The 19307-nt window shown below is 71.9% G+C and carries 13 protein-coding genes; 2 read left to right on the plus strand and 11 right to left on the minus strand.

Annotated features, from left to right (window positions below; all coding sequences use genetic code 11):
• Positions 1-95: 95 nt before the first annotated feature.
• Positions 96-845: an MIP/aquaporin family protein gene (locus KIK06_RS16335; RefSeq protein WP_017599527.1), complete on the plus strand. Its 750-nt coding sequence runs from the start codon at positions 96-98 to the stop codon at positions 843-845.
• A gap of 354 nt (positions 846-1199) precedes the next feature.
• A complete protein-coding gene (locus KIK06_RS16340; RefSeq protein ID WP_017599528.1) occupies positions 1200-2771 on the plus strand; it encodes a glycerol-3-phosphate dehydrogenase/oxidase in 1572 nt (523 codons plus the stop codon).
• Between the two features lie 158 nt (positions 2772-2929).
• Here the strand turns inward: KIK06_RS16340 and KIK06_RS16345 are convergent, their stop codons facing one another.
• The 11 genes from KIK06_RS16345 to KIK06_RS16395 form a co-directional block, all read right to left on the minus strand.
• Positions 2930-4093 carry a GDSL-type esterase/lipase family protein gene (locus KIK06_RS16345; RefSeq protein WP_268643880.1) on the minus strand — a complete coding sequence of 388 codons (1164 nt, stop codon included), beginning with the start codon at positions 4091-4093 and terminating at the stop codon, positions 2930-2932.
• 247 nt (positions 4094-4340) lie between these two features.
• Complete coding sequence (locus KIK06_RS16350; RefSeq protein WP_017599530.1) at positions 4341-4556, minus strand: cold-shock protein; 216 nt, start codon at positions 4554-4556, stop codon at positions 4341-4343.
• 277 nt (positions 4557-4833) lie between these two features.
• Positions 4834-7347, minus strand: a complete 2514-nt coding sequence (locus KIK06_RS16355; protein WP_268643882.1) for a glycoside hydrolase family 2 protein — start codon at positions 7345-7347, stop codon at positions 4834-4836.
• A 440-nt stretch (positions 7348-7787) separates the two neighbouring features.
• Entirely contained in the window at positions 7788-8699 is a 912-nt protein-coding gene (locus KIK06_RS16360) for an ABC transporter ATP-binding protein (RefSeq protein ID WP_268646027.1), read from the minus strand.
• A 14-nt stretch (positions 8700-8713) separates the two neighbouring features.
• Positions 8714-9667, minus strand: coding sequence for an ABC transporter ATP-binding protein (locus tag KIK06_RS16365; RefSeq protein WP_268643883.1), 954 nt, complete (start codon positions 9665-9667; stop codon positions 8714-8716).
• Positions 9667-10578, minus strand: a complete 912-nt coding sequence (locus KIK06_RS16370; protein WP_017599533.1) for an ABC transporter permease — start codon at positions 10576-10578, stop codon at positions 9667-9669. The genes KIK06_RS16365 and KIK06_RS16370 overlap by 1 nt, the downstream gene beginning before the upstream one ends.
• Positions 10575-11570, minus strand: coding sequence for an ABC transporter permease (locus tag KIK06_RS16375; RefSeq protein WP_026127773.1), 996 nt, complete (start codon positions 11568-11570; stop codon positions 10575-10577). The genes KIK06_RS16370 and KIK06_RS16375 overlap by 4 nt, the downstream gene beginning before the upstream one ends.
• Positions 11571-11989: 419 nt before the next feature.
• Entirely contained in the window at positions 11990-13693 is a 1704-nt protein-coding gene (locus tag KIK06_RS16380) for an ABC transporter substrate-binding protein (RefSeq protein WP_017599535.1), read from the minus strand.
• Between the two features lie 231 nt (positions 13694-13924).
• Positions 13925-14944: a LacI family DNA-binding transcriptional regulator gene (locus KIK06_RS16385; RefSeq protein ID WP_026127774.1), complete on the minus strand. Its 1020-nt coding sequence runs from the start codon at positions 14942-14944 to the stop codon at positions 13925-13927.
• Between the two features lie 101 nt (positions 14945-15045).
• On the minus strand, positions 15046-15924 hold the full coding sequence (locus KIK06_RS16390) for an Fpg/Nei family DNA glycosylase (protein WP_268643886.1): 879 nt from the start codon (positions 15922-15924) through the stop codon (positions 15046-15048).
• A gap of 134 nt (positions 15925-16058) precedes the next feature.
• A complete protein-coding gene (locus KIK06_RS16395) occupies positions 16059-19178 on the minus strand; it encodes a DNA helicase (RefSeq protein ID WP_268643887.1) in 3120 nt (1039 codons plus the stop codon).
• Positions 19179-19307: the final 129 nt, after the last annotated feature.

The following is a 19307-nucleotide window of genomic DNA, read 5'->3' on the forward strand; positions in this document are numbered from 1 at the left end:
ACGGGTGTGTCCAACGTCGTTCCGGTCCCGCGCCCCCCGACGCGGAGCGACGGACCTCCCGCACCCCGCATGCCCCTTTCGGGGCGGAGGTCCTCATGGTTTATCTGGCAGAGTTCGTCGGTACGGCGATCCTGATCCTGCTCGGTGGCGGTGTCGTCGCCGGCGTGGTGTTGGCCAAGTCCAAGTCCAACAACGCCGGCTGGATCGTCATCACGTTCGGCTGGGGTATGGCGGTCGCGATGGCCGTCTACGTCACTGGCACCACGAGCGGCGCCCACATCAACCCGGCGGTCACCATCGGTCTGGCGAGTATCGGGGACTTCTCGTGGTCCCTGGTGCCCGGGTACATCGCCGCCCAGATGGCGGGCGCGTTCACCGGTGCGGTGCTGGTGTACCTCGTCTACCACGCGCACTGGGCGCCGACCGACGACCCCGACGCCAAGCTCGCGGTCTTCAGCACGGCCCCGGCGGTGCGCAGGCCGGTCGCCAACTTCGTCACCGAGGTCATCGGCACCGCGATGCTGCTCCTGGGCATCCTGGGCATCGGCGCCAACTCCGGGCACGTCTCCGGGGGCGAGGTGGACCTGTCCGCCCTGTTCTCCACCGGTCTGGCCCCGCTCCTGGTCGGTCTGCTCGTGCTCGCGATCGGTCTGTCCCTGGGCGGCCCGACCGGGTACGCGATCAACCCCGCCCGTGACCTGGGCCCGCGTATCGCGCACGCGCTGCTGCCGATCCCGGGCAAGGGCTCCTCGGACTGGGGTTACGCCTGGATCCCGGTCGTCGCCCCGATCGTCGGCGGCGTCATCGGCGCCTGGATCTGGAAGCTGGCCGGGTTCGGCGCCTGACGCCCGTCCCGCACACGTGGGGAGCCGGGTACCGCCACGGGGGCGGTACCCGGCTCCCTTCGTCTTCGGGGCCCCACCGAACCGGCACTGGTACTGGTATTAACCAGAGCGTTCGACAATACCGAACGTTAATCACCTTGGGCGATCAACTCATCATCGAGAGCAAGAATCTCGCACAGATTTTTCCGCACTGAGGCCCGATCCGCGCCATACCCACCGGTAACCAGCAGGGCTATCTTCACCATCGTTCGGCATTGTCGTATTATGCAGGTGACACCTGCCTGAAACGTCAGAGCCCGTTCAGGTACAGGCGCGGCACCCGCCATCCCTCCCGAACGGACGGAGCACCCAGCCATGACCGCCAGAACCCAGCAACACGACATCGCCTCCTCCCGCGCGCACACGCGCGAGGAGCTCGCCCGGGGCACGTTCGACCTCCTCGTGATCGGCGGCGGCATCCTGGGCACGTCCGCCGCCTGGACCGCCACCCAGGCCGGTCTGCGCGTCGCGATGGTCGACGCCGGCGACTTCGCCGGAGCCACCTCCAGCGCCTCCTCCAAGCTCGTGCACGGAGGCCTGCGCTACCTCCAGACCGGCAACGTGCGCCTGGTCGCGGAGAACCACAAGGAGCGCCGCTCCCTGGCCTCCGACGTGGCCCCGCACCTGGTCAACCACATGCCGTTCCTGGTGCCCATCTACTCCGGCGGCCCCCACGGAGCCGCGAAGATGGGCGCTGGCGTGTTCCTGTACTCGGCGCTGTCCGCCTTCGGTGACGGCATGGGCCGCCTCCTGTCCCCCAACCAGGCCACCCGGCTCGCCCCCGGCCTGCGCACCCAGGGCCTGAAGTCGGTGGCCGCCTACAGCGACCACCAGATGAACGACAGCCGCATGGCGATCATGACCGTCCGCGCCGCCGCGGACGCCGGAGCGGTCGTGCTCAACCACGCCGAGGTCAAGGGCCTGCGCACCACGCGCGGCCGCGTGACCGGCGCCGACCTGCGCGACCGGGTCGACGGGCAGGAGTTCGGCATCGACGCCCGGCTGGTGCTCAACGCCACCGGCCCGTGGGTCGACCGCCTGCGCGAGATGGAGCAGCCCGGGGTCGCGCCCAGCGTGCGCCTGTCCAAGGGCGCCCACCTGGTCCTGAAGACGCCCGAGCCGTGGCGCGCAGCGCTGACCATCCCCGTCGACAAGTACCGCGTCTCCTTCGCCATCCCGTGGGAGGGCCGCCTGCTGCTGGGCACCACGGACGAGGAGTTCACCGGCGACCCCGCCGACGTGGGCGTCGTCCCCGGTGACATCGACCAGATCCTCGGTGAGGCCTCCCTGGGCATCGACGCGCCCTACCTCAACCCGGACAACATCACCTACTCGTTCGCGGGTCTGCGGGTCCTGCCCGGCGGCCCCGGCGGCACGAGCTCGGCCAAGCGGGAGACCGTGGTCACCCAGGGCCGCGGCGGGATGCTGTCGGTGGCGGGCGGCAAGTGGACCACCTACCGGCACATCGGCCGCACGATCCTCGACGAGCTGCGCAAGGTCTCGGCCGTGCCGCTGGCGGAGGACATGTCCGACCCGCTCAAGACGGTGCCGCTGCCCGGTCTGGCCAGCCCCGAGGCGGTCACGCACCGGATCATCATCGACCGCGAGCCGGGCGCGCGCCTGGACCCGCTGGTCGCGCGACACCTGGCCTCGCACTACGGGAACCTGGCGATGGACATCGCGGGCCTGGTGCGCGACGAGCCCGCGCTGGGCGAGCGCATCCACCCCGACGGTCCCGACATCTGGGCCCAGGTGGTCTTCGCCCGCGACCGCGAGTGGGCGGTCACCGTCGACGACGTGCTGCGCCGACGCACCACCGTGACCGTGCGCGGACTGGACACCCCCGAGGTGCGCCAGCGCGCCGAGTCCCTGCTCCAGCAGGGCTGACCGCGCCTCCGGCCGCCCCGCACTCCCTGGAGGGGCGGCCGGTCCTGAGGGCGTGTCCCGTGGATGCCGCTCGTCGCGCGGCAGAGTATGTGTCCGCGGAACACGCCCTGACGGCCCGGTGGCCGGGTCCACGCCCCGGCCGCCGGGCCGCGCCCTTCCTACCCCTGCGCGGCGAAGGCTCCGACACTGGCGAAGACCGCGTCCGCGAACCGCTCCCCGATCCGCCGGTGCCCGGCGGTGTCCGGATGGAGTCGGTCCGGCAGCGGCAGCTCGTCGTGGTCGGACTCCCCGTAGAGCACACGGCCGTCGAGATGGTGCAGGTGCGGGTCGTCCGCCGCCCTGCGTTCGACGACGCGCGCGAGTTCGTCCCGGATGACGTTCAGCGTCAGCTTCCCGGCGACCCGCTCCGCCGGGTCCCCGGTCGCGCGAAAGCTCAGCGCGGCGTCCTCCGGGTCCAGCGTCACCGGCCCCGGGGTGTCCTCCTGGATCGGGCAGAGGATGGGGGAGACCACGAGCAGCGGCGTGTCCGGGTGCCCCTCCCGGATCGTGTCGAGGAAGCCGTGCACGGCCGGGGTGAAGGCGCGCCGCCGCATCAGGTCGGTGTTGGTCAGGTTGATGCCGATCTTGAGGCTGATCAGGTCCGCCGGGGCGTCCCGGATCGTGCGCGCGGTGAACGGGTCGAGCAGGGCGTTGCCGCCGAATCCCAGGTTGACCAGGTCCACACCACCCCGTTCGGCGGCGATCGCGGGCCAGATGGCGGTCGGAGCCTCGGCGTTGGAGCCGTGGCTGATGGAGCTCCCGTGGTGAAGCCAGACCCTCCGCTCCCGGTCCTCGGCGGGCAGGACCGGGGCGTCGGTCCGCAGCGCGATCAGCTCGGTGGCCTCCCGGTGGGGCAGCCAGACCGCCACCTCCTTCTCCCGTTCCGACAGCCCGGAGAAGCGGACCGAGCCGGACCGGCCGCGGGTGGTGACGCCGGTCTGGGTCATCATGTCCACGGTGGTGACGTCACCTCCGGCCACCCCGCCCCGACCACTGCCGCGTCCGTCGACCAGCAGTTCGTACACGCCCTCCGGCGGGGGCGGCGCGCCCTGGTAGACGGTCCTGGTCGGCACGGTCTCCAGTTCGATGACGGTGGCGCGGGTGCGCAGGCACAGCCGCACGCCGCTGGTGTGGGCCTCGGTCCTCATCAAGGCCTCGTCGGGGTACTGCCGCCGGACCCAGGCGGGCAGGCGGTGCGGTCGGACACCGCGTTCGGTGCGCTCCACCTCGATGGCTCCGCGCAGCATGTCCGGGGTGACGGGGGTGGTGATCCAGTCGGTCATGGTCGTCGCTTCGGTGTCGGGGACGTCGTCGGGCCGGGGTGGGCCGGGGGCACCGCACAGGTTGTCAGTTCGGCTGCGCGATGACACGCGGTTTTTCCCGGGTCCGGGCGGGCCGTGCCGACCGCGCCCCGGTCCGCGCCGGTCGGCCGGGGCGGACCCGGACCCGGCCCAGGGCTGGTCCGGGTCCGGGCACACGAAAGCGCCCCCGGTGACCGAAGCCTCCGGGGGCGCTCTGCGTCGTTACTGCCTAGATGGCGACGACGTTCTCGGCCTGCGGGCCGCGGGTGCCAGCGACGATCTCGAACTCCACGCGCTGGTTCTCCTCGAGGTTACGGAAGCCGGAACCCTGGATCGCGCTGTAGTGGACGAAAGCGTCGGGCCCACCGTCGTCGGGGGAGATGAAGCCGAAGCCCTTCTCGCCGTTGAACCACTTCACAGTACCCTGAACAGTGCCCTGAGCCATGTTCTCTCCTTCAGCTCGGTCTACACGGACGCCTACACACACGCCCGAGTAATTGCCGCGAGCCGATCCACGAGAAACCGCCCGCCGGTCACAAACTCCGCGGGCATACACCAACTGCGAAATTCAACGACTAACAATCACTCACGAACGTATCACAGCCGGGCCAGCCCGCGGGGGATTTCGGTGTGGCAACCCGCACGGAGCCCGGGGGAATACCCGCCCTCCAGCGGCCGGAGCGCACGGTCGTGACTCCGGTCACCGAAACGTCACCCTCAGCTCACCTCGATGTCGCCAGAACGTCGTTGACGCACCTCAGAACGGGTGCCGTGAGCACCGCACCCGAGTCCAGACGAGCACCGTCCGTGATCACGAAGGTGTGCTCCTCCCCCGGCAGCAGGGTCACCGGGGCGCCGTCCGCCACGGCCGAGGGATCGAGGCGATCGGTCTCCACGACCAGATCCCGCAGCAGCACGCGAGCCCGTATCCGTACCCGCAAATCCCCGCCGTCCACACGTGTTTCGGCGTCGAATTCCGGTTTTTCGTAGTCGAGATCCCGGTCCCGCGCGAAGAACCACCACGCCCGCTCCCCCGCGCCGTCGACCGTGAGCACCTCCCCCTCGGCCCGCCCCGGCACGGCCACGCGGTCGGGGACGGGCACGCGCAGGGCCCCGCGCGGGGCCACCCGCACGGCGTGCTCGGACGAGGCCAGGACCCCGCGCCCGCCCTTGATGCCGTGCCGCGCCACGGTCACCTCCGTCGTCCACTCCTCGTCGGTGTCGTTGCCCAACACGACGCACAGCCCCGTCTCCGTCGGCTGCACCGTGGCCACCCGGTCGGCGTAGGCCCCCCGCACCGCGTACCACGCGGGCTTGCGCCGGCCCGCGCCGTCGACCAGCGCCCACGAGGTCACCGGCCAGCAGTCGTTGAGCTGCCACACCACCGTTCCCGTGCAGTGGGGCCACAGGGAGCGGAAGTGCCCGATCCCCAGCTCCAGCGCCCGCGCCTGGAGCACCCGGGTCAGGTAGTGCCAGTCGTCGTAGCCCGGGTCCCGGACACCGAAGTGCTCGGCCAGCCCCCGCGCGAGTTTGGCGTCGCCGTCCTCGGCCTTCTGGTGGTGGGCCACGCCCGGCGAGGCCGGGGCCAGGGGGGCGTCGGAGACCGCCGCGCGCAGCGTGGCGTGGTTCGGCGGCGCCTGGTAGCCGAACTCGGCGACGAACCGCGGCCGGTGGTCCCGGTAGCGGGTGTGGTCGAGCTGGTTCCAGACGTCCCAGACGTGCATGATGCCGTGGGCGGGGTCGTTGGGGTGCTTTCCCTCCCCCGGCGAGTACGGGCTGCCCGGGAGGTAGGGCCGGGTCGGGTCGAGCTCGGCCATCAGGCGCGGCAGCAGGTCGAGGTAGTACCCGGCGCCCCAGGGCCGTCCGTCCAGGACCGGCTTCCAGTCCCAGTCCTCGTGGCCCCACAGGTTCTCGTTGTTGCCGCACCAGACCGCGAGGCTGGCGTGCGGGGACAGCCGGACGACCGCCTCACGCGCCTCGGCCGCCACCTCGGCCGCGATCGGCTCGTCCTCCGGGTAGGCCGCGCAGGCGAAGAGGAAGTCCTGCCAGACCAGGACCCCCAGCTCCGAGCACGCCTGGTAGAAGTCGTCCGACTCGTAGATCCCGCCGCCCCACACACGCAGCAGGTTGACGCCCGCCGCGCACGCCTGGCCGATCCGCGCCCGGTACCGGGCGGCGTCGACCCGGGAGGGGAAGGTGTCGTCGGGGATCCAGTTCGCCCCCTTGACCAGGACGCGCCGCCCGTTCACGGTGACCGCGAACCCGGTGCCGCGCGCGTCGGGCTCGTCGACCACCGCGACCTCGCGGAAGCCGATCCGACGGCGCCACGTGTCCAGGGCGGCCCCGTCGGCGGACAGCTCCACCGTGAGGTCGTACAGCGGCTGGTCGCCGTGGCCGCGCGGCCACCACAGACCGGGGTCGGCCACCTCCAGTTCCAGGACGGCGGTGTCCTCGCCGGGTTCGGCGGTCGCCGTGGCGGTGGCGCCGGCGACGCGGGCGGTGAGCTCCAGCGCGCTCCGCCGCCCTGCGGCGGTGCGCTCCAGGTCGACGTGCACCCGCACCCGGCCGAGGACGGGCCCGTTCCCGCCCGCCCCCTCGACGGTCACCAGCGGGCGGACGGCCGCCAGCCGCGCGGTCGACCAGGCGTGCAGCCGGATCGGCCGCCAGATCCCGGAGGTGACCAGCGTCGGACCCCAGTCCCAGCCGAAGTTGCAGGCCATCTTGCGGATGTACTGGTAGGGCTCGTCGTAGGCGGCGGGCAGCGGGCCCATGCGGTCCCGGTGGGCCTCGGCGTACCGGTACGGGGAGGCGAACTCCACGACCAGCTCCGGGTCGTCCCCGGCCGAGGCCAGTACCTCGGTGACGTCGAACCGGTGGGTGCGGTGCATGTTCTCCGACCGCCCCACCTCGTGCCCGGCCACCCGCACGGCGGCGACCGTGTCGAGCCCCTCGCACACCAGGTCCACGCGCTCGGGTGGGCCGTCGCTCCCGTCGAGGTCCGCCGTCTCCCGTGCCAGGGAACGCACGTACCGCCAGTCCGTGCGGCCGATCCAGCCGAGCCGGGTCTCGTTGTCGTCGGTGTGGGGGTCGTCGATCTCCCCGGCGTCGAGCAGGTCGGTGTGGACGCAGCCGGGGACGGTCGCGGGCAGCGCTCCGAGACCGGCCGCCGGGGACCCGGGGTCGGGCGCGACGGGGGCCACGGTCCACCCGTCGCCCAGGTCGAACCAGGTGGTCATGAGGACTCCGATTCCGTTCGTGGGATGGTGATGAATGCGAGGGGCGTACGGGGTTCTGCAGGACGAGGCAAGCCGCCAGCGAGGAACGAGCGACAGGCGCCGCCGAGGACGAAGAACCCCGTTCTCCACGCCCCGAGCCCCGGCCGAGCCCGCGAGGCCGCATGAGCACAGCGAGGGGCGTACGGGGTCCCGCAAGACGAGGCAAGCCGCCAGCGAGGAACGAGCGACAGGCGCCGCCGAGGACGAAGAACCCCGTTCTCCACGCCCCGAGCCCCGGCCGAGCCCGCGAGGCCGCATGAGCACAGCGAGGGGCGTACGGGGTCCCGCAAGACGAGGCAAGCCGCCAGCGAGGAACGAGCGACAGGCGCCGCCGAGGACGAAGAACCCCGTTCTCCACGCCCCGAGCCCCGACGCGAGGCGACGAGCGCGCGCAGGCGGGCTCAGGACTGGTCGATCCCGACGAAGTGCCCCTCCTCCGCCTCCAGGAGCGGCGCCGAGGCGTCCCCGTCGGCCACGGTCGGCAGGGTGACGTCCTCCGGCGGGTCGGCCGCCAGCTCGGCGTCGACCTCCGCCCAGGTGCGGTGCAGCTGGGGCACGCAGGAGAGCAGGTGGCGGCTGTAGGGGTGCAGCGGGTTGTCGAAGACCCGCGTGGTCGGTCCCATCTCGGCGATCGCCCCCTTGTGCAGGATCACCGAGGTGTCGCTGACGTAGTTGCCCAGGGACAGGTCGTGGGTGACGAACAGGATGCCGAGGCCGCGTTCCTTGAGGTCGGCGAGGAGGTTGAGCACGTCGATCCGGGTGGAGGCGTCCAGCATGCTGATGATCTCGTCGGCCACCAGGAGACGGATGTCCAGCAGCAGGGCGCGGGCGATGAGCATGCGCTGCAACTGCCCGCCGCTGAGCTGGTGGGGGTACTTGTTGAGCACGTTGCCCGGGTCCAGGCGTACGGTGCCGAGCGCCGACAGCACCCGGTCCCGCCAGTCGGCGTCGGACACCTCGGGGAAGTAGGAGCCGCGGACCATCTCGAAGACCCGGTCGGCCTTGAAGATGGGGTTGAAGCAGCTGAACGGGTCCTGGAAGACCCCCTGCACCCGGCGGTAGTACTCCTTGCGGGCGGCGAACCCGCGGATGGTGGCGATGTCGGTGCCCTCGACCAGGATCCGGCCCTCGGTCGGCCGCGACAGGCCGAGCACCATCTTGCCGAGGGTGCTCTTGCCGCTGCCGCTCTCACCGATCAGCGACACGACCTCGCCCGCCCGCACGGTCAGGCTGACGTCGCGGACCGCGCGCTTGCGTCCGCCGCCGAAGGCGCCGGTCCGGTACACCTTGTGCACGTGTTCGAGTTCCAGCAGGGTCTCGCTCACCGTCACTCCCCCGTCTTCCAGCAGGCGGCCCAGTGGCCGGGTTCGATCTCCACCAGCGGCGGCTGCTCGGCGCACCTGTCGAAGGCCATGGGGCAGCGGGCCCGGAAACGGCACCCCTGTGGCGGGTTCAGGAGTCCGGGCGGGGTGCCGGGGATGCCCTCCAGCCGGCCGCCGGTGACCGTGCTGCCCACCTCGGGCAGGGCCGAGACGAGCATCCGCGTGTAGGGGTGCCGCGGGTCCTCGATGATGGACTTGGCCGGTGCCTTCTCGGCGATGCGCCCCGCGTACATCACCATGATCGTGTCCGCCATCTGGTACACGAGCGAGATGTCGTGGGTCACGAACACCATGCTGCGCACGTACTCGCGGTCGCGGAACTCCACGAGGGACTCGGCGACCGAGCGCTGGGTGGACACGTCCAGGGCCGAGGTCACCTCGTCGGCGATGAGGAGGGACGGGTTGAGCAGTGTGGACATCACCATGACCACGCGCTGCTTCATACCGCCGGACAGCTCGATCGGGAAGCGGTCGAGCACCTCCGGGTCGAGGCCGACCAGCTCCAGGCGGCGCCGCAGTTCCCCGTCGACGTCGCCGGGGCGCACACCCCGCGCGCGCAGCAGCTCGTTGATCATCCGACCGATCTTGCGGGTGGGGTTGAGCGCGCTCATCGCGTACTGCGGGATGAGCGAGATCTCGTGGTAGCGGAGCGGGACCATCGCCTCGTCGTCGGCGATCGGCACGTCCTTGCCGTCCAGCTCGATCGTGCCGCCGACGTGCCGCATCCGCGAGTCCAGCCGGATGAGGCTCTTGCTCAGGGTGCTCTTGCCGCAGCCCGACTCCCCGGCCAGGCCCATGATCTCGCCGTCCGCCAGGTCGAACGAGACCCCGTCGAGGGCGTGGACGTCCCCGCGCAGCGTCTGGTAGTAGACCTTCAGGTCCTTCACGCGCAGAGTCATCACAGCTCCCGCAGCTTGGGGTTGAACACTTCGTCCAACCCGACGTTGAGGATGTACAGCGACCCGACGATCACGGTGATGCCGAGACCCGGCGGGATGAACCACCACCACAGCCCGAGTTGCAGGGCGCTCCAGGCGACCGCGTTCTCCAGCATCAGTCCCAGGGACACGCCGTTGGTCGGTCCGAGGCCGATGAAGTCCAGGCCCGCGGCGATGAGGATGGAGCCGCCGAAGAGCAGGATGAAGGTCATCACCAGGTAGGAGCTCATGTTCGGGGCCACCTCGGCGGTGATGATCCGCCACGTGCGCCGCCCGCTGAGCCGGGCCAGGTCCACGAAGTCGCGGGTGGCCAGGGACAGGGTCTGGGCACGGACCGCGCGCGCCGCCCACGGCCAGGAGGTCAGGCCGATGAACACACCCTGCACCAGCACGCCGCGCGCGTCGAGGTAGGCGACGGCCACGATGAGCACGACCAGTGCCGGCAGGACCAGCACCACGTTCGTGATCATGTTGAGGACCTCGTCCACCCATCCGCCCTTGTACCCGGCGAGGAAGCCGACGGCGGTGCCGACGACGAAGGCCACCCCGCCGCCGAAGACCCCGATGAGGAAGGTCGAGCGCAGCCCGTGGACGAACTGGGCCCACACGTCCTGGCCGAAGCTGGTGGTGCCCAGCCAGTACTCGCCGTTCGGGGGCTGGCTCTGCGGCCCGACGTACTCGTTCGGGTCGTGGTCGATGAAGAGCGGGCCGATGAGGCCGGTGATCAGCAGGGCCAGCACGATGCCCGCCCCGATGAGCAGCTTGGGGTTGCGCCGGGCGAAGTGCAGGGTCTCGGAGCGTCGGCGTTCGGCGGCCGGTTCGGGCGCCGTGCCCGCGCCGTCCGCGCCGGGGGCGCCAGCGACGTCGGTCATGCCGCACCTCCCGTCATCTGGACCCGGGTGCGGGGGTCGATCAGGACGTAGACGATGTCGATGATGAAGTTGGCGATCAGCACGCCGACCACCACGAAGAGGAAGATCCCCTGGAGGAGGAAGAAGTCACGGTTGTTGAGTGAGTCGAGGATGAGGGTGCCCAGGCCGGGGTAGTTGAAGACGATCTCCGTCAGCAGGGCGCCGGCGATGATGGTGCCGAGCTGGACAGCCAGTCCGGTGATCTGCGGCAGCATCGCGTTGCGGAACGCGTAGCGGCGGATGAGGCGGCGTGGCGCGCCCAGGGCCTGGAGGTAGGTGGAGTAGTCCGCCTCCAGTTCGTAGATGATCATGTTGCGCATCCCGATCGCCCATCCGCCGAGCGCCACGATGAACATGGACAGGAACGGCAGGAACCAGTGGCTGATCAGGTCGGAGACGAACACCCACGAGAACTCGGGCCGTAGGGCGTAGCTGTATCCGCCCGCGACCGGGAAGATCCCGGCGACGACCCCCAGCGCCCAGGCCAGGAGCAGGGCCAGCCACATGTACGGCGTCGCGGTGAGGACGTAGCCCACCGGCAGGATCGTGTTGTCCAGCACCTTGCTGCGGGCCGCGAAGGCGCCGAAGCGGTTGCCGACGATCCAGCTGAGCAGGATGGCCGGGAGCAGCACCGCCAGGGTGTAGGGGACCGACCGCATGATGACGTCGGTGACCGGCTCCGGGTACAGCATGATGCTGACGCCGAGGTCGCCCCTGAGGAGTCCGGCCCAGAAGCTCAGATACTGCTCGTGGAGCGGGGTGTCGAAGCCGAAGACCTCGTTGTAGTAGGCGTTCATGCGTTCCAGGGCCTCGGGGTCGCTGACCGAGGCACGGGAGAGCATGCTCCGTACGGGGTCACCCGGCATGAACCGGGGGATCATCCAGTTGATGGTGACCGCGATGACGAACGTCAACAGGTAGATGACGAGCTTGCGGCCGATGTAGCGCCACACGCGCTTGACCTTTCGGGTGTTGTCGGCGGACGTGGGTCCCGGCGGGGCCTGGGGAAGGGCCCGCCGGGACCGCCCGGTCGGCCGTGTGCCTCGGGCCGACCGGGCCGGGGAGGGTCGGGAGGGGAGCGCTCCCAACCCGGAAGGTTCGGGCGCCGCCAGGGTTCTGCAAGACGAGGCGAGCCGCTAGCGAGGAACGAGCGTCAGGCGCAGCCAGGGGAAGAACTGCGCCGCCAGGCGTCCGTTGAGGGTGGTGGCGGGCGACGGGCGGGCAAGAATCCCTGGCCGCATGGGCACCCGACGAGAGCAAGTACCGCGCCGCAGGCGTCCGTTGAGGGTGCCCGCCCCGCCGCGAAGCGGCCCCCGGGCGGTGGCGGGCGACGGGCGGGCCGAAGCGGAGCGGCGGCCCTCAACGAACACCGCTAGCCGGCCGGCTCGATCTCGGCGAGCGTGAGCACGCCGCCCAGCTCCAACCACCCGTTCCAGAGGGCGGCGGCGGAGTCCGGGGTGTCCTCGTGCTCGCTCGGCCAGTTGGTCCAGTACACGTTGCTCGTCTGCGACCAGAGGCCGTTGTACCAGAGCGGGATCGCGGGCATCTCGGCCAGCTGGATCTCCTGGATCCGCGAGGTGACCTCGGCCGCGGCCTCGACGTCGTCCGTCGGGACGGCCGCGAGCTCCTCGACCAGGGACCAGACCTCCTCGTTCTCGTACCGGCCGAAGTTGACGGTGGTCTGCTGCTCCTGGATCGGCAGCTGGAAGAGGTAGTCGTAGTAGGTCCAGGGCGTGTTGCTCTGCTGGCGCTCGTTGTTGACGAGCATGTCGAACTCACCCGCGTTGCGGTTGTCCACCAGGAGGTCGAACTCGGGGAACTCCGCCTCGACGTTGATGCCGACCGCCTGGGCGTTCTCCGCGATGAGGCGCGCGGCCTCCATCCAGTCGGTCCAGCCGGAGGGCACCATGAGGGTCAGCTCGATGGGGTCGCCGTCGGGCGTCTCGACGAAGCCGTCGCCGTCCTCGTCCAGGTACCCGGCCTCCTCCAGCATGCCGACGACCTCGTCGGGGTCGTAGCCGAGCTCGGCCTCGGCGACCAGTTCGTGGTCGATGTACTGGTCCCAGGCGGGGAGCAGGCCGGTGGGGTTGGCCGCCTCCACCAGGTTGGAGTAGGGGCCCCCGATGATCTGGTCCATGTCGATGGCCCGGGCGAGCGCCTGCCGGAAGACCACGTCGTCCATGGGCTCACGGTCGTGGTTGAGCACCAGCCAGGCGGTGTTGGCGCTCTTCATGTAGGGCGGCCCGTCGTAGAAGCTGGTGAGGGTCTCGTCGCCCGTGAGCTGCTGGTCGATGCCGGGCAGGAAGTTGTTCGACAGGTCCAGCTCGTCCTGGGACAGCATGTTCATCGTCACCTCGTTGGAGGCGTTGACGATGTCGACGATGTAGCGGGCGTCCATGTCCAGGTCGAGCTGCTCGACCGCCCACCAGTCGTCGTTGCGCTCCCAGATCATGCGGTCGTCGGCGTGGTCGCCGTAGACGTAGGGGCCGGTGCCGACGGGGTCCTCGTTGGGGCTGTCGACGAGGTCGTCCTCGCCGCTGTCGGCCCAGATGTGGTCGGGGACGATCGGGTTCGCGTAGGCCCAGTTCATCCACTCCTGTGGACGGGACTCCGAGAAGGTGACGGTGACCGTCCGGTCGTCGGTGGCCTCGACGCTCTCGACGAAGTCCCACACGTTGCTGTAGGGGGCGGCGTCCATCTGGCCGAGTTCGAGGGTGGTGACGACGTCCTGCGCGTCCAGGGCCTCTCCGTCGGTCCACTGGACGCCCTCGCGGAGGGTGATCTCGTGGACGTTCTCGGCGGTCCACTCGTCGCTCTCGGCGAGCCAGGGGACGTACTCGTTCTCCATGGGGTCGAAGAGGAAGAGCGGCTCGTAGACGAGTCCGATCGTGCCGACCGCGTACTGGCCCCGCATGAACGGGTTCCAGCTGACCGGCGGTCCCCAGGCGGTCCCGGAGGTGTACAGGGTCTCGTTCCGGGGGTAGGCACCCGAGCCTCCCTCTCCGCCGCCGCCCGCGCACGCCGTGGCCGCCAGGGCCAGCGCCGTGAGAGCGGCCGGAACCCGCAGTGCTCTCATCAAGACTCCTCCTTCGACCCCGGTCGGCCTTCGGTGGGGGTGGTCCCTCCGCCGCACGGCAGATTGGGAGCGCTCCCAAAACGGAGCGCGGAAGGCCGTTGCTGAACCGGGTAAGTGACGTCCACAACAGCATGTCCGCATCACGCCCGTCAATCCCCGGCAGCATGGGCGTTATCCGCTTGTAACGGGAGGACCTGCGCATCCGCTCCGGAAACGGCGCCTCGGAGCCCCTCAGGGGGCGAGGGGTCCGGTGCTCGCGCGCGGGTGCAGCTCCCCGGGCGGCGCCTGTCGGCTCACGACCCCGTCACCCGCCACCCGCCCGAGCAGCATCCTCGCCGCCTCGCGACCGCTGGAGACGGTGTCGCGGACGATCGCGGTCAGCGAGGGGCGCACCAGGCCGCACAGCACGGAGTCGTCCCAGGCCACGATGGACAACTGGGAGGGGACGTCCACACCCATCTCCCGAGCCACGCCGAGACCCGCCACGGCCATGAGGTCGTTGTCGTAGACCAGGGCGGTGGGCCGCTCCGCCAGGGCCAGGAGCCTGCGTGTGGCGCGCGTGGCCGCCTCCCCGGTGTAGTCGGCGTGCACCGTGCGCGTCCGCGCCACCCCCGCCTCCTCGGCCGCGGCGCGAAAGGCCCGCGTCCTGTCCCGGGTGTGCCGGAAGCCCTCCGGACCGGCGATCCGCGCGATCCCGCGGTGCCCGAGAGCGGCCAGGTAGCGCACCACCTCGCGCATCGCGGCGGCCTCGTCGGAGTGCAGGCAGGGCAGCCCGCCCGCGCCCTCCGGACCGCCGAGGACGACGGCGGGCAGCGGCAGCTCCTCCACCTCCCCGACCCGGGGGTCGTCCACCCTCAGATCGACCAGGATCACGCCGTCCACGCGCCGCTCGGCGGCCCACCTGCGATAGGCGGCCAGCTCCGCCTCCTGGTCCTCGGTGACGTGGAGCACCAGGTCCACCCCGGCCACGGTCAGCTCCGCCTCGATCCCCGAGACCAGCTGCATGAAGAACGGCTCGACGCCCAGGGCGTGCGCGGGGCGGTCCACGACGAGCCCCACCGCGCCGACCCGGCCTCCGGGTGACAGGGCGCGCGCGGGACCGCTCGGGGCCCACCCCAGGTCGCGGGCGATGTCCAGGATGCGCTGACGCGTCCGCTCGGACACCCCCGGTTTGCCGTTGAGCGCGTAGGACACCGCGCCCTTGGACACCCCCGCCACCCGGGCGATGTCCACGATGGTCGGTCGACGCATCTGAGACCCCAACGCACCCCCATGCACACGTGAAAGCTGAACCGGTTAAGAACGCGGCTGGGAGTCTACGGCACCGGGGCGGGAAACCGTACGGATCCGGGTCAGCGCTGGCAGCCGGGGCACCAGTACAGGGTGCGCCCGGACAGTTCGCGGGAGGCGACCGGGGACCCGCACACGCGACACGGCTCACCCGTGCGGTAGCACACGTACAGCGTGTCCGGACGGGGCACCGGGCGGGCGTCGGGGTCGGGGCGGTGTTCGGGGCGGGTGGTGATGATGTAGCCGTCGCGCACACCGTCGCGGAGCAGGGCCGTGAGGTCGGCCCAGAGCGCGGACCACTGGTCACGGGTGAGGTCGCGGCCCGGGGTGAGCGGGTCGATCCCCGCCCGGAACAGGGACTCGGCCCGGTAGATGTTGCCGATCCCCGCGATGACGTCCTGTCGCATGAGCAGCACCGCGACGCTGGTCCGGGAGCGGTTCACCGTCCGCCAGGCCCGCTCGGGGTCGGCGTCGGCACGCAGGGGATCGGGGCCCAGCCGGTCCTGGACCGCGCGTTTGTCATCCTCGGTGATCACCTCGCACGCCGAGGGTCCGCGCAGGTCGGCCCAGCCGGAGGTGTTGACGAGCCGGGCGCGCACGGTGCCCGCGGCGGCGGGCGGAACGACGAAGCCCCCGGCGTCCCGCTCCAGGTCGCGGCGGCCCGCGCCCTCGGCGCGGGGCGCGCCCAGATGGCGTTCCCCGTCGGCGTCGCCGAAGGTCCACGCCCCGTACAGTCCGAGGTGCACGCGCAGCCACTCCCCCGAGTCGAAGCCGAGGAACAGCTGCTTGCCGTGCGCCTCGCTCTCGGTGAGCACCCGGCCGTCCACGCGCGCGGCTCCGTCGGCGAACCGGCCCTGCGGGCTGGAGGCGCGCACCGCGCCGCCGCCGAAGGTCTTGTCGAAGTGCGCCGCCAACCGGTGCAGTGTGTGGCCCTCAGGCACCCGTGTTCTCCCCTCCGCGCCCCGGGGAGCGGACGAACCATCGCACCCCGGACATCGTGCTCCGATCAGCGTAGTCCGCCGATCCCGCTTCCGGGACGGGTTCCCGCGGCCGACGGACGGGAGCGGTCCCGTCGTCAGTACGCGGCGAGGATCTCCTCGACCAGGGCGCGGGGGTCGGCCAGGCACCTCCAGGCGGGGACGAGGACCACGGGGTCCCCGGTGACCCGGTTGAGCGCCTCGCCCCGGACGATGAGGTGGCGCAGGGCCCGGCCGTCGGGCTCCCGGTCGAGCAGGATGATCAGGCGCCGTGCGGCGAACCGCACGACCAGGTCCGCCGTCCAGCCCTGGACGGTCTGGAGCGGGGCCACCGACGTGCCCGCGCCCCGCAGTTCGTCCACGAGGGCGTCCCTGGCGGGATCGGTCCCGGCCGCCGCGCGCGCGCCGAGCACCAGGGCGTCCAGGTCGGCCAGCGGCCCGTCACCGCCGATCCAGTACCCCCGGTCGCCGACCACGACCAGGCGTCGGCGCGTGCGCGTGAGCACCGACGACCACAGGTGGATCATCCGCCGGACCCTGCGTTCGGCGATGGCGGGCGCCGCGACCGTGAGCATCGGCGACAGGACGGTGACGTCGGCGGCGTCCCGGTCGGAGCCGAGCAGCTCGGGTCCGCCGACCCGCACCTGGTGGCGCGGGTGGCGGTGACGGAGCTGGCGGCGGATGAGCGCCACCTGCGGCTGGGTCGGGGCGACCACGGCGATCACGTGTCCGGGGGGCAGTTCGGCGTCGATCTCGTCGACCACCACCGCCGCACGGTAGGCCTCGTCCCGGTTGACGTAGGAGGCGCCGGGGGCGGCCTCGCACGTTCCGCGGACATCGTGCCACGCGAACGCGGGGCCGCCCGTCGGGTCTGGGACCGTGCGCACGGCGACCCGCCCCCCGTAGCAGTGCCGGGAGGCGGTCTGGGCGAGCGGCGGGGCCGCCCCCGCGTGTTCGTCCAGCCACAACAGCGGCGGCGCGGCCTTGTAGGCGGCTCGCAGCGCCGAACCCGCCCCGTGCCGCAGTCCCCGGTCGTCGAGTTGGTCGGGGGACATCCCCGCGGCGACCAGGGCCCGACGCTCTTCGGCGGGTTCCAGCACGCTCATCGGCCCCGGGTGGGCGGGGTCGCCGAGCACCACGGCCCGGCTCGCGCGGTAGAGGGCGGGCAGCACCTCGGCGGCCCTGGTGCGCTCGGCCCCCACCACGATCACCAGGTCGTAGAGTCCGGCCTGCGGCGGGAGGGCGCGGACCTGGTCGGTGCGGCACATCCACGTGGGCAGTGTGTCCAGCAGGTTGGACACGCCCGGCCAGCCGGTGCCGTGGTGCCAGTTGAGGGTCTCCAGACGGTTCTCGATCGCCGCCCGGCCACGCCAGAGCCGTGGTTCGGTGACCGCGCTCAGACAGGCGGAGCTGGACCTGCGGTGTCCGGCCAGGGCGTCGGTCAGCCCGCTGGTGAGTTCACCGAGCGGGGCGCAGCGGGTCCGCCGGTCGACCGCCGCCCGCCAGTCGCTCTCCATCCGGGCGACCGCGCACAGCCTGGCCAGGCTGTCGGGATCGGTGCTCACGCCCAGTTCGCGGCGGATGGCGGCCCGGTGCTGGAGGCCGACGAATCCGCCCGCCCCGGCGCGTTCGGCCCGGTGCAGCCAGTACTCGGGCCCGCCGCGCTCGGGGGTGAACAGGGCGTCGGGGTCCCATCCGCACGCGATGCTGCGACCGCGTTCCTCCGCGAGCTGGGCGAGGGCGTGCCCGCCGGAGGCCATGGCGTCCATGGCCCGCCACGCCTCCCGGACGCGCGCCCAGTCGTCGGCCAGGTCCGCCCGGTGCGAGGCGGGTTCGCCGTCGGCGGTGTCGGACGCGAGCGGGGGCGAGGCTCCGGCGTGGTCGATGAGCAGCCGGTTGAGTTGGCGGATCTCGGCCGCGCGGTGTTCGGGACCACCGACGCGGACGACCGGGTGCCCCGGAGCGACGGAGGCGCGGCGCGTGACTTCGGCGAGGTCTCCCTCGGTGCGCGCGCAGACCAGGACGCGCTGGCCGTTGCTGACGGCGGTGCGGATGAGGGCGTCGACCAGCTCGTGTGCGCCGCTGCCGGGCGGGGTGGCCGCCACGGTGAGCTGGTCGCGCATGGCGGCGCTCAGCACCGCGTACTGGGACTGGTTGAGCGGGGTGGCCGAGACGGGGACCACCGCGGCGGTGTCCTGCGGCTCCCGGGCGGCGGCGGGCGCCATCCCACGGACGGCCCGACCGGCGGAGGAACGGCGGGCCTGGTCCGGATGGAGCGGGCGGGCGTTGGCGGACCGGCCGAGGAAGGGCTCCAGGGCGGTGCTGACGGCCGCCTCGGGGTCGAGCCCGTCCCGGTCGGAGGGGTCGAGGTCGGCGAGGACGCCCTCGACGGAGCCGGGTTCGTGGTCGTCCCCGTCGAGGTGTCCGCCGGGGCCCGCGCGAAAGAGCACGGCGACGTTGTGCGCCCCGTTGCCGAGGGAGGTCGGCCGTCCTCTCGTGCCGAGGGGGTCGATGTCGTCGACCCGTTCGATCTCCAGCCGGGAGAGGAGGGTGCGCACCTTCGTCGCGAGGTCGGCGACGGCCGCCGGGCGCTGCGCGGCGTCAGGGGCTCCGGTGCGCAGGCGGGTGCGCAGTTCGAACAGGTCGTCGGGGTCCGTGGTCCCGAGCCGGGCGAGGAGGGCGGCGTTGACGTCGGGTGAACCGACGGCGCGGACCGCCGCCCCGGCCTCGGCCTGGAGACCGGGCTCGCACGGGTCCCCGTCGAGGTCGTCCACGACGCGCACGTCCGTGGTGAGCAACGGGAGGGCGACGCGGTCGGCCCCCTGCCCCAGGATCACCAGCGGGTACCCGTACCGGAGGGCCTGGCCGCGCGTCTGCGCCAGGCGCATGACCCGGGCCGCCGCAGGGTGCAGGAGCGCGGTCTCCCGGGCACCGCTGAAGAGGGACTCGGGGCCTGGCGGGAGGCAGGCGCAGGAGTCGGAGGAGAGGTCATGGGGTCTCACGACGTGGGTGTGCACGGCCTCACGGCTCAGGCAGGCGCGCAGGTAGGCGAGGACGGAGCGGACCTCGTCGTGGTCGAGCGGAGGCTTCCAGCGCAGCGACGCCGCCCCCACCCCGGACCGGCCGACCTGGGTGGTGACGGGGCCCGGCGCCCCGGCGACCCCTCCCGGCCCCAACGGCCCGCCGATCTGCTGTTCGTCGTCGCGCAGTGACCTCACGTCGCCCCCCGGTCCGCCAACCCGTGATCGGGTGATTACCGCCCGCTAACAGCGCCCATTGTCGTGGAAGAACGCGCCCCGGACCGGCCGAACAGGGAAACCTCCCCGACTTTCACGCTGGGTGACGGC

Source organism: Nocardiopsis sp. EMB25 (assembly GCF_026797795.1).
Taxonomy (GTDB): Bacteria; Actinomycetota; Actinomycetes; order Streptosporangiales; family Streptosporangiaceae; genus Nocardiopsis; species Nocardiopsis lucentensis.